Raw genomic sequence first — 12373 nt, forward strand, 5'->3', positions numbered from 1 at the left:
GGGGCACATCAGCGCGAGACAGCCTCTTTTTTATTCGTCGGCTACAGCTTACTTCGCAAAATGCACTGTCGCTACTACTGGGAGGTGGTCGGAAGGATAGCGCTGATCCAGCGCGTCCGTCAATACAGCGTATTTCGACACTTCGAAGTCTTTGCTAACGAAGATGTAATCGATCCTGTTTTTCATCGGAGCCGTAAATCTAAAACCGTTGCTGGTGCCCACTGGGCCATAGGGAGGCATTTTGGTGACGGTGTAGGCATCACCCAATAAGGCTGACAGACTCACAATCTGCTCGGTGTCGGGAGTGGAGTTGAAGTCACCAGTGCAGATCACAGGCTTGTCTTTGGCGATTTCTTGGATTTTTTTCACCATCAGTTTTCCTGACTCTCTTCTGGCGACCACGCCTTGATGGTCAAAATGGGCATTGAAAACATAAAATTCCTTTCCGGTTCTTTTGTCCTCGAACAGAGCCCAAGAGGCGATTCGGTTGCAACAAGTGGCATCCCATCCTAATCCCGGCTCCTCAGGATTCTCTCTCAGCCAGAAATTACCCGAGTCAAGCAGCTTAAACAACTCCGTTTTATACAAAATTGCGGAATGCTCACCGGCGGATTTCCCATCATCACGCCCAGCGCCAACATAGGCAAAACCCGGCATTTCAAGTAAGCCCTTGATTTGGTGGATAAAACCCTCTTGGGTACCAATAATGTCAAAATCGTGGTACTGGATTAGTGCCTTTACTTTGTCTTTTCGGAGTGGCCATGCATTTAGGCTGTCCTTTGGAGTGTCCATTCGGAGGTTGTAGCTAGAGACCTTGATCTCTGGGTTTTGCTGTGCAAAAGCCGAAATCGAAAGTGTCAAGGCAAAAATTACGATCAGATATCTTTTCATTTGGTTTTGGTTAGGAACAATACAGAAGTTTTCTGTGAGGAAAACTTCTGTAAGGTATTTGAAATTTTTTAGCGGTTTTTGTTACCAGCCAGGATTTTGTCCCAGTGCTGGGTTGATGATTCGGTCGGTTTCTGGGATTGGATAGAGGTATTTTTTATCCAACCACTCGCGTACTCCTGGGTTGAAGATGACTTCACCGGATGTCCCATTGGAAAGCTGGATTCTGCCAGTAGCCGTGGATGGGCTTACGTCAACGAAGGCGATCGCCGGATTGGAAGAAGTAGGCTTGGAACCCTGGTAGAAGTACACGTCCATGACCCCGTCGCCATTGAGGTCATATTCTCCCAACGCAGGAACATACATGCCGTTCATTGGTGCTTGTGCAAACAGTTCTCCGAGGTGCCATCTTCGTAGGTCGTCAGGACGAAGCCCCTCGAAAACCAGCTCGACGGCACGCTCACGCAACACTTCGAGCAAGATGGGGTTGGTAAACTTGCCTTTATAGTAGGCTACCAAATACGGGTCTGCGACGGATGGCACGGTAGTCAAGGTAGGCCCCGTAATTCCAGCACGCTGCCGAAGAGTCCCGATGGTCAATGCCCACTCGTTTGCGTTCATCATGCCCAACTCAGCCAAGGCTTCCGCTTTGTTCAGCAATACTTCTGCGTAGCGCATGATAATGTGGGCGTTGTCATTCCTGCTCTCATCATCATAAGGGAATCGCTCGTCGTAGCACCACTTGATTGGTTGGTAGCCCGTGAAGGTCTGGTTGAAATTTGGTGGAGCCACTACCGGCACACCGTTTTCGGTTCGGTTATAGTCACCCAGGCGAATGGTCTGCTTCAGACGGAGATCCCTGTTTTTGACTTCTTCTACAAAAGGTGTGGTCTTGTATGCGGGATCGTCGGTAAATGGTGTTCCGTCCAATTTGAGGTAGGTGTTTACAAAATTCCGTGTCAAGCTTGGGCGGTTGCCATAGGTGGGGCTGATAAATCTCCTGTTTGCTGAACTGAAGACCTGTAGACTTGCATCCAAGGCCACGGCTAGTATGGTTTCGTCAGCAAAAGGAGTCTTCGTGATAAAAAGTTCGCGATAGGATCGCTCCGCGTTTGCCCCTCTGTGCAAGGTGAAGCCGTCGATCTCGTTGGCCGTTTTGACAACCTCCTCATACCATGCATTGGCTGTGTTCTGCATCCCGTAGTCGGCGTGGTACTTTCTGAAGGAAGCTTCATAAAGCGCGATTCTAGTCTTGTAGGCCCTAGCCACATTTTTGGTGATTCGGGTGGAGGAGGCATCAGAGGTCAAGGTGATGTTGTCGATCGCAAAGTTGAGATCTTCCAGCACCTTATCCATCACTTCAAATCTGTCGTCTCTTGGTCCATAAAGCGTGACGCTGTCCGTGATCTCAATCGTTTGGTCAATCCAGGGCACATCTCCGAATCTTTTCACCTTGTCGAAATAGAACAAGGCTCTGAAAAAGCGCGCCAAACCTATGTAATGGTTTTTCTGGGCTACTTCGCTGTTTTCAGCATTTTCGATGAAGTAGTTGATGTTCCGCAATTGGCTCCAAGACCATCCAGAACTTGTGATAGGGCTGAGGGCATTCACAGCCAAATAATTGTCTACCCCGTTTCGGGCAACCAAGTCAGAAACATCGTCGCCTTGAAAAACGCCCACGTCCGTACCCGGCAGAATGTCATAGAAAGAGTTGCTGTAAAGCTCCAGCCCGCTGGCTGAGCCGAAGATTGCTTCATTGCTGGCCGTGTCTACCGGCAGTTCGTCCAGGTTACAGGAGGTGACAGCGGCGAGAATCAGAAGTGATGTTATGTAGTGAAATATCTTCATGAGTGTTCTAATTAGAAGTTGACGGTTAGGCCTGCAGAGATCGCCTTGAGCATGGGATAGTTGTAGCCGTCCCCACTGCTGCCACCGCTCAAGTCACGATCGGAGCCGTAGATGCTGGTGACGTCTGTATCCCGCGTCCACTTGTAAAGCGGGGACCAGGTCCAGAGGTTTTCGGCCGACAGGTATACTTTTACGTCATTGGCCCGGATTTTTGACGTCAGATTTTGCGGCAAGGTGTATCCTATCTGGATGTTCCGCAGGCGGATATAGGCGGCGTTCTGCAAGTAGCGGTCATTAGGCATATTCAAAGCGCGACCAGTTCCCTGGGCGATGTAGCCAACCAACCGAGGGAGATAAGCATCGAAATTGCCGAGCTCTTCCCTGAACATATTGTCCTCATGCCAGCTGGGATACTGGTTGTACGGACGGTTGTATTGACCCCAGAACCTGGACTCTGCAGAGGGATACCAGTCCTGCTTCAATACGCCTTGGAAGAATGCCCCGATGAAGAAGCCATTCCAATCTGCGTTCAGGTTGATCCCGTAGGAGTAGCGCGGCTCAGAGTTACCGATGATGGTTTTATCACCTGAGTTCCCAACTTGATTGAGCCCGTGGTAGATCACGTCGTCCCCGTCCAGGTTTTTGAATTTCAGATCTCCTACATAGTTTTTGCGGGTGTTTGTGTTGGGGATATTAGCTTGAGATGGTGAGTTTAGAATTTCCTCCTCGGAGCGGAAAAGCCCCTCGACTTGATAGCCCCAGATTTCGCCGATTTGTTGGCCCACATAGTAGTCAGTCAGTCGCTTGTCTGCATTGTTGTATTTGGTGACAAAAGCCTTGTAGTCCGACATAACCACTCGCACATTGTAGTTGAATGGTTTTTCGGCAAGCGCAAAGTCATCGGCCCAAGCGATGGAGACTTCCCAACCTGTGGTTTCCAAGTCTGCATAGTTTCCTTTTGGCACCGTCGTGCCGTAGATCGCCGGCAAGGTAGGCCCTACGGTAAACATGTCTGAGGTCCAGCGACGGTACACATCTCCGGTAAACTGCAGTCTGTTGTTCAAGCTGGCGAAATCCAATCCGATATCCCCCGTGGTAGAGGTCTCCCAAGTAAGGCCGGCTGGAACTACACCCGGCATGCTGGTGGCCTGCGGTCTTTGTCCGTTGATGATTCGGCCCATCTGCGAGATCGAGAAGTTCTCCGTAAAAGAGTAGGGGTTGATGTTGCCATTTCCCAGTGATCCATAGGACGCTCGGAACTTCAAACTGGTCAATAGACCTGGACTTACTTTCCAGAATGGCTCTTCGGAAACGGCCCAACCGATGGAAGCAGATGGGAAAAAGGCGTATTGCTGATCCGTTGGGAATTTGGAGGAGCCGTCGTAGCGCCCGTTTACTTCGAGTAGATAGCGGCCTTGATAGTCATAGTTTAACCTGAAGAAACCTCCCGCAATCGCCCATTTCTGATAGCCGCCTGTGGTCACGATGCTTTGGCCCAGCGCCAGGTTGAGGTCCTCGGCATCTGGAAAGACAATCCCATTGCGTCTTGCGGTCAAGTTTTCGTAGACGGAAGACTCATAGTTGAATCCGCCCAGCAAACCTAGGTTATGAGAGCCGCCAAAGGTTTTCAGGTAGTTCGCGTACAGGTTGGTCGCGTAGTATTGGGTGGTGTTTCTACGGTCCTGCAGGTCATTGGTGTTTGTTCCGGTGTAGCCCGTTACGCCTTCATATCTGCTGTAAGGTACCTGGACACGTTTTTGGAAGTAGCTGTTGTCGGTGGTCTGGAAGGTGAAGTTTCCGTTGATGGTCAGCTTCTTTTCGAAGAGCTCCGCCTTTGCAGCAAGTCTGTTTTTCAGAAAACGCTGGACTTGGTCCAAGGCGTTTTTGCCAATATAGTAGTCTCCCACGGTGTAGGCCGCTGGGAAAGACAAAGTGCCATCAGGATTTAGCAAAGGCGCCAAAGGATGTCCCTCGTCGGCCATGTTTCTCCAGATTCCGCTACCCTCACCCACGTTTAGCGGCTGGTGATAAGCCATTCGGGAATAATCGGTATTGTTCTCTATTTGCAGCCATGGTGTAAGCTGAATCGTACCCTTTGCGCGGAGGTTGTACATCGCATAAGTGTCCGAATTGTACTTGAAAAGCCCGTCTTGTCCATTGTAGCGTCCGCTCACATAGTAGGAGGTTTTCTTGTCCCCTCCAGTGAGTGTCAGGTTATGGTCTTGGGCAAAAAAGCTGTCTTTGTACAATTCCCGGTACCAGTCTGTGCTATAGTAGTATTGATACTCCCCGGTGGATGGATTGACCTCTACGCGCGGCAGGGAAGGATCCTCCCAGCGCCTTTTGATCTCAGCCAAATAAGACTGGGAAAAAGGCAAGGTCTTGTTGATCGCCGTTGGCGTATTGCCGTTGTCGTTCCAGGCAGACCAGGCATCGTTGAAGCCTTTAGCCCAAGGGTAGGATTCGGTGATGTTGTCAGGAACAGACGTCGGGGATTTTGAGGAGAAATTGGCCGAATAGGTGATCGAAGTTTTGCCTTCGGTAGCGGATTTGGTAGTGATCAGCACCACTCCAAAGGCAGCTCTGGCGCCATATATCGATGCGGAAGCTGCATCTTTCAGCACCGTGACACTAGCAATGTCATTGGGATTGAGCATCCGGGGATCGCCCTCCACGCCATCGATCAGAACGAGCGCGCTGCCCTGCTGGCCGATGGAGGTGGTGCCGCGGACATTAAAGCTAGGTGACTGGGTAGGCTTTCCGTCCAGCATCTTGATGTTCAAGTTGGGGACAGCACCGACCAAGCCCTGTGCTATGTTGGAAATGGGCCGGTTTTCGAAGACTTCTGAGTCGACTTGATCTACGGCGCCGGTCAGGTTGGCTTTCTTTTGGATCCCGTAGCCCACTACCACGACTTCATCTAGGGTGGACAAGCCTTCAGCCAAAGTCACATCGATCACGCTTCTGCCTCCAATGGCTATGCTTTGTGCATCATAGCCAATAAAGGAGAATACCAAAGTCGCTCCCTCGGGGACGCTGAGGGAGTACTTTCCGTCGAGATCGGTCACCGTACCGGTAGTCGATCCCGCTACCAGGACTGTGACACCGGGCATCGCCTCGCCTGTGGCGTTGCGCACGGTACCTGTGATGGTCACGTCTGCCCGACGGGCTTTAGACGTACTGGTCTCAAACGTCCTAGGCGTGGCAGCCTGAAGGACGCCCAGACTCAAACATTGGACGGAGAGAGCCACAACAGCTATCCTTGAAATGGATGCAAAATGTTTGCGGAGAGGTTTTACCATAAGAATAAGTAAGGTTTAATTGGTTTTGGCATAGGAAAGTGGGAAAAGTGTGCGTTTGTCCGCCAAGTACCGGGATGGCGGGAAAAATGTCTGTCAGTTAAAATCGCTTACAAAGACCGCTGTCCCGTCAGCCGGAGATGTACTGGTTTTTTTGGGTCTTTTGTTTCTAGAGGCTTGCGTTCACCTTTCTTGCCGCAAAAGTGCTCTCGTTTGGCTGCATGATTGAACTAAGCCCGATTATCTATCCATTAATCTTTGCGGTAATTGTTAACAGGAAATTCAATCCTGCTTAACGGTAGTTTTATTTGGATTTAGGGTTGAATCCGAATGGAAAAAATGCTGTTTGAACGGCGGAATGATGGCTTGACGAGCTCCCAGTGGCAATTGAACTAAGTTGTTTGGAAAGCGGGATTTCGACGATTTTTTATCTCATCAGTCCGTTTTCTTCGATTCATGGGTTATTTAGAGACGGGGCATGGGCTACCAATTTGCCAGATGGGAGGAAGAATTGTCGAATTGAATGCGAACTTTCGGAAGTAAAATAGTCGTTGACACATCGCCGGAGAGGTTCGGCACAGTCATAACAGAAACAAACCAACGAATGAAAAGAGTAGTCGTAACCGGCATGGGCACCATTAATCCACTGGGAGATTCCGTGGAGACTTTTTGGGAAAATGCGCTGAAAGGCGTCAACAACACCCGACTTGTCTCCAAATTTGACGCGTCGAAATTCCGGTCTCAGATTGCCAGCGAGGTGGCCGATTTCCAACCTGCAAAGTATCTCGACAGAAACGAGATCAAGCGGACGGACCTTTTTACCCAATACGCCTTATATAGTGCATCCCAAGCACTGGAGGATTCCGGACTTGATTTGAAAGCCATCGATCCTTTTGACATCGGAGTGATCTGGGGCGTAGGTCAGGGCGGAATGGAAACTTTCGAAACAGAGGTTGAAAACTATGTGAAGGGAGACTATACGCCGAGGTTCAGTCCCTTTTTTATTCCCAAGCTTCTTTTGAACATGGCATCGGGACTGATTTCGATGAAGTTTGGCTTGCAAGGTATCAACTATGCGCCGGTATCGGCTTGCGCCACCTCCAACACCGCCCTGATGGATGCGTTCAATTACATCAGATTGGGCAAGGCCAAAGCATTCTTGACCGGAGGCTCTGAAGCTCCAATTACCCCGGCATCTTTTGGGGGATTTGCAGCGATGAAGGCAATGTCTGGACGAAATGATGACCCGGAAACGGCGAGTCGCCCTTTCGATCGGGATAGGGATGGATTTGTGATGGCGGAGGGTTCGGGAGCTCTGGTCTTGGAAGAATACGAGCACGCAAAAAAACGTGGCGCGAAAATCTATGCGGAACTGGTTGGGGCGGCGATGACAGCCGACGCTTACCACATGACTTCCCCCCATCCGGAAGGTTTGGGAGCAGCGAAAGCCATGCAATGGGCCTTGGCGGAAGCACAGGTAAATGCCGCTGAGCTCGACTACCTGAATCTTCATGCCACATCTACGCCTGTTGGGGATATCGCTGAGCTGAATGCCGTGGCCAAGGTGTTCGGCGCTTCCTCGAACCTTTGGGTAAGTTCGACCAAATCTATGACCGGCCACCTACTTGGAGCAGCCGGGGCGGTGGAGGCTATTCTAGCAGTTAAGTCAATCACGGATAATGTGATTCCTGCTTCCATCAACATCGAAAATCTCGATCCGCAGATTCCCGAGGGAATACAAGTCGTAGTGAATCAAGCAATGGAAAAAAATGTAAAGGTGGCAATGAGTAATGCCTTTGGATTTGGGGGGCACAATTCCACCGTAGTGTTCAGGGCTATATAGGGCAGAGATATACTTGTTTGATCAATAGGGGAGGCTAATTGGAAAAGATGCCTTCCCTTTTTTTATGGAGGGAAAAATGCAAATCGTTTTTCCAAAGGAGAAACCCTTTGCTTGGATGCTACATTTAGGGAAAGGGAATTTTTATATAAAAACTATATAGATAAAGATTATTTTAAAAATATAAAAAACATTTAATAGTATACGATAGACAATTTATATTTGATTTTTTGATATAGGTATAGGGAGATTACTTTTCAACGCTTTTATTTTTGTTTTCATTGTTATAGGTCTTCCTTTTTTTTCAAACTATTTCATCTATATTTCTGCCCATATTTTCAACAATTTGCCGTGATTTTGGGACAATTTGTGGAATAATTGGCCGTAGAAGGAGTTTCTTTCCACGCATTTTATTTAAAAATACATCCATTTACCTTAGGAGATAATAGCCAGCCTTGAAGTGTTATTTAGGTCTGTCTGGAGTTTTTCAAAGCGTTAAAGTGTATTTTATTGTTGGTATTTTGAGTTATACATAATTTATTTTCAATTCAACAATTTTATCTAAAACAAAATAACTATGGAACCTTTTTTAGGACAGATCATGATGGTAGGGTTTGATTTTGCACCCCGAGGATGGGCGCTTTGCAATGGGCAATTGTTGTCAATAGCCCAGAACACCGCGTTGTTTTCGCTTTTGGGAACGACATACGGTGGGGATGGCCGGACTACATTCGCCCTACCGGATTTGCGAGGTCGCTGCGCTGTGGGCATGGGGCAGGGGCCGGGATTGACCTTGAGAAATCAGGGCGAGATGGCTGGATCCGAAAACACCACCCTGACCGTGGCGAATATACCGGCGCACACGCACCCAGCTCAGGTGAGCAATATCCAAGTACAAATGATGGCTTCCAATGAAGCGGGAACCGAAGAGACTCCCGGTAACAACAATGCGACAACTTTGGCAGCAAGCACCAATCAGGGAAGAGGCGTGGATATCTACAACAGCTCCACACCAAATGTGGCCTTGAACACAGGAAATAGTCCTGCCTCTGGGAGCGTAACCGTGGGAATGACGGGCGGAAATATACCTGTCAACAACATGCAGCCGTTTTTGGGGGTCAACTACATTATCGCTCTTCAAGGGATTTTCCCATCCAGGCAATAGTCCCTGCACAGATTTATTCTTTAGAGAAATGTGAAGGCAGGGATGAATGACTCCCTGTCTTCCTACAGTTTATCTCCCGACTTTTTAAAACCATCTCAGACTTACCAAGAATCTCACACGCCTTCAGTACGCATAGACCATGGAATACATTTACCGGATTACCCATTTCAAAGTCCTTTTTCTCCTGTTACTGGGATGGCTATCGGCATTTCAAGTAATCGGGCAGACTTATACGATCCCATTCGATTCTGGGCCAGATGAAGTATCGACGGTAAGTCATGTCAGTAACGGAGTCCAGTTTAACTTTGTGTTCACCTTGGATGGAGATGGAGGAGACTTTTCCCACATTCCCGATTTCGGAGCTGGTAATTCGGCATCCCTCGATTTGGAATCTGCAATCTTTAACACAGGTACCACAGAAAGAGTAACTATTAAGCGAAATGACGGGTCGAGTTTTAGTTTTAAAAGTTTGTTTCTAAGAAATGATGAAGGGACCACCGTTACCATACAGGGCTATTTAGGCGGGAATCCAGTAGGGGCTTCGCAGTCTGTTGCCAACGGTGCCAACGGTACCTATACTTTTAACCTTACTGTCGATGAAGTAAGGCTTACGGCAAGTGATTTTTACCAGGTCAATTTGGACGATTTTGCATGGTCCTTTGCCAACACCGCTCCAGTAGCTACAGCGCCGAGTGTTTCAGGCGTCCAAGAAGATATTCCCTATGCCTTGCCAGACAATATTCAAGTAACTGATGCGGAAGGGAATAACCAAACTTTGACATTCACCATTACGGGTGGCACTTTGTCCTTGGGAACCACCGGAATAACTTTCGCGGGATCGGGCAATGGTTCGTCAAACTTTACGGCTTCAGGCACTTTGGCGGCAATCAACACTGCACTGGATGCAGCTGTTTTCACACCTACTTCAAATTTAAATGGTAGCGGAGCCGGCACGATTTCCTTCATTGCCTATGATGGTACTAGCAATTCCAACACGGCGTCTGTGACATTTGATATTGCAGCCATAAATGACGCCCCAACTGGTACAGGACTTCCAGCTTCTGTCACGGTGGAAGAAGATGCGGTCGATGACGTTTTTAATATTTCGGCTCTGACCCTCGGTGATGTGGATGCGGGAAGTGGAATGATGACCTTGATGCTTCAGGCTACTGGGGGAATTTTTGATCTCGCTGCGGGAACAGGAATTACGCTCTCCGGTCATCTCACCTCGACTGTCACCTTCACGGGTACTTTAGCCAACCTGAACGCGTATATCGACATTCCCACCAATATCTACTTCAGACCTGATGCAAATATCAGTGGTGTCAATGTTGGATTTGTGCAAGTATCCATCAATGACAATGGAAACTCAGGAGTTGGTGGGCCATTGGCGGTGAATCTGGGCATTGTCCAAGTGAATGTCACTGCTGTCAATGATCCGCCCACTGCAGTCGGTGATATCGTGAGCACCGAACAGAACGTGGCGGTCACAGGCAATGTATTGACCAACGATTCTGATATAGAAGGGAATTTGCTTACTGCTTCACTGACTTCAGCTGCTTCTCAAGGCACAGTCGTGCTCAATGCCGACGGTGGCTTTACCTATACACCCAATGTCGGCTACTTTGGTGGAGACAGTTTTCAATACCAAGTTTGTGATAACGGCTCTCCCTCACAATGCAGCACTGCAACTGTGACGATTACCGTAACAGAATCCGCACCCGTGGTGACGAGTGTCACTGTCCCAGCCAATGGGACATACGGAGTTGGGCAGACGCTGAGCTTTACGGTTAATTTTGACAAAAGTGTAACCGTGAGTGGTGGAACGCCGCAGTTGGGATTGACTATAGGTTCTGAAACCAAGTCGGCAAACCTTTTTTCGGGAGGCGGGACGTCCAGTTTGACCTTTGTCTATTACGTCGAAACCAATGCGATGGACACGGACGGAATCAGCATCAATGCGATTTCGCTCAGCGGCGCTACCATCAACGGCTCAGGCGGCACGGCCGCCAACTTAACCCTAAACAGTGTCGGTAGCACATCGGGCGTGTTGGTAGATGGGGTGGCACCTTCAGGATACGGCGTGCAGATCGATCAAAATCCGATCACACCAGCCAATGCCAATGCAGTAAGCTTCAGCTACACCGGCGCGGAACTGGGAGCAAGCTACTACTACACGATTGGTATTCCATCTTCTTGTGATTTCGAAAGTGGGAATGGAATCGTCACGGGCATTAATGGACAGATTACAGGGATTGACCTGAGTGAGTATGCAGCGGGAGACATAGAGCTCACGTTCAGACTTGTAGATGCAGCGGGAAACTACGGAGATGTGGTGACCAGTTTGGTGCTAAAACTGGACAACCTCCCACCAGTCGCCACCGCCGCTATTGCACCGACCGTGACAGAGGACACAGATGCAATCTTCACGGGTATGTCGGTAAGCGACTCGGACGGCGATGACCAAACGCTAAGTTTTACCATTGCTGGTGGAACCTTAACTATTGGCACCACGGGAATCTCCTTTGGAGGATCAGGGAACGGAAGTACTAGCTTCACAGCTTCTGGAACCTTGGCGGCGATCAATACCGCAGTCAGTTCTGCAACCTTCACTCCGACTCCTGATCTATACGGAGCCGATGCTGGCACAATTTCTTTTGTTGCAAATGATGGCACGGAAAATTCTAATGTTGCTTCAGTTACCTTCGATATTGTAGGGGTAAAAGAAGACCAGACCATCAACTTCCCGGCTATTGCGTCGAAAACCTATGGGGATGCCATTTTTGTTCTGGGAGATGCCAATACCAGTGAAGGCCTCACGATCACCTATACGGCTGCGGACCCTAGCGTGGTGTCAATCACGGGCAATTCGGCTTCGATCTTGAAAGCGGGAAGTACTTTGATCACAGCTACCCAAGCCGGAGATACTGAAACAAATCCAGCACCATCGGTGTCACAGACTTTGGCGGTAAATCCAAAGGGACTGGACGTCAGCGCAACTTCGGGTATTGAAAAGGTATACGGTAGTGGCGATCCAGTCCTCAGTTATTCGGTAAGCGGGTTTATAAGCCCCGATAACGTAACTATTCTTAGCGGATCCTTGTCCAGAGCGGTTGGGGAAAATGTAGGCATCTATGCTATAAACATCGGTACTTTATCTGCGGGCAGTAACTATACGCTCAATTTTACTGGAGCTGATTTTGCTATCACGCCAGCCTCGATCACCGGAATCATCTTCGAGGACGACAGCTTTGTGTATGACGGTTTGGCCAAGTCACTGGTCATAGCCGGAACGCTTCCAAGTGGAGCCAGCGTGAGCTATGCGGACAACAG

6 protein-coding genes are annotated in these 12373 nt (G+C 49.0%); 3 read left to right on the forward strand and 3 right to left on the reverse strand.

The window, feature by feature from the left end:
• Positions 1-48 precede the first annotated feature (48 nt).
• From J0A67_RS21915 to J0A67_RS21925, 3 genes are all read right to left on the reverse strand, one after another.
• Entirely contained in the window at positions 49-891 is an 843-nt protein-coding gene (locus tag J0A67_RS21915) for an endonuclease/exonuclease/phosphatase family protein (RefSeq protein WP_206571538.1), read from the reverse strand.
• Positions 892-972: 81 nt separating this feature from the next.
• A complete protein-coding gene (locus tag J0A67_RS21920) occupies positions 973-2736 on the reverse strand; it encodes a RagB/SusD family nutrient uptake outer membrane protein (RefSeq protein WP_206571539.1) in 1764 nt (587 codons plus the stop codon).
• A gap of 11 nt (positions 2737-2747) precedes the next feature.
• Positions 2748-6038, reverse strand: coding sequence for a SusC/RagA family TonB-linked outer membrane protein (locus J0A67_RS21925; protein ID WP_206571540.1), 3291 nt, complete (start codon positions 6036-6038; stop codon positions 2748-2750).
• Between the two features lie 601 nt (positions 6039-6639).
• Here J0A67_RS21925 and fabF point away from each other — a divergent pair.
• The 3 genes from fabF to J0A67_RS21940 form a co-directional block, all read left to right on the forward strand.
• Positions 6640-7878, forward strand: coding sequence for a beta-ketoacyl-ACP synthase II (fabF, locus tag J0A67_RS21930; RefSeq protein WP_206571541.1), 1239 nt, complete (start codon positions 6640-6642; stop codon positions 7876-7878).
• A gap of 574 nt (positions 7879-8452) precedes the next feature.
• Complete coding sequence (locus J0A67_RS21935) at positions 8453-9040, forward strand: phage tail protein (RefSeq protein WP_206571542.1); 588 nt, start codon at positions 8453-8455, stop codon at positions 9038-9040.
• 139 nt (positions 9041-9179) lie between these two features.
• A partial coding sequence (locus J0A67_RS21940; RefSeq protein ID WP_206571543.1) for a beta strand repeat-containing protein occupies positions 9180-12373 on the forward strand: 3194 nt, incomplete at its 3' end.

Source organism: Algoriphagus aestuariicola (assembly GCF_017254835.1).
GTDB classification, from domain to species: domain Bacteria; phylum Bacteroidota; class Bacteroidia; order Cytophagales; family Cyclobacteriaceae; genus Algoriphagus; species Algoriphagus aestuariicola.

Bases quoted from the DNA above. Each gene is read 5' to 3' on its own strand.
- J0A67_RS21935 (WP_206571542.1), top strand. From the start codon at position 8,453: ATGGAACCTTTTTTAGGACAGATCATGATGGTAGGGTTTGATTTTGCA.
- J0A67_RS21925 (WP_206571540.1), bottom strand. From the start codon at position 6,038: ATGGTAAAACCTCTCCGCAAACATTTTGCATCCATTTCAAGGATAGCT.
- J0A67_RS21920 (WP_206571539.1), bottom strand. From the start codon at position 2,736: ATGAAGATATTTCACTACATAACATCACTTCTGATTCTCGCCGCTGTC.
- J0A67_RS21915 (WP_206571538.1), bottom strand. From the start codon at position 891: ATGAAAAGATATCTGATCGTAATTTTTGCCTTGACACTTTCGATTTCG.
- fabF (WP_206571541.1), top strand. From the start codon at position 6,640: ATGAAAAGAGTAGTCGTAACCGGCATGGGCACCATTAATCCACTGGGA.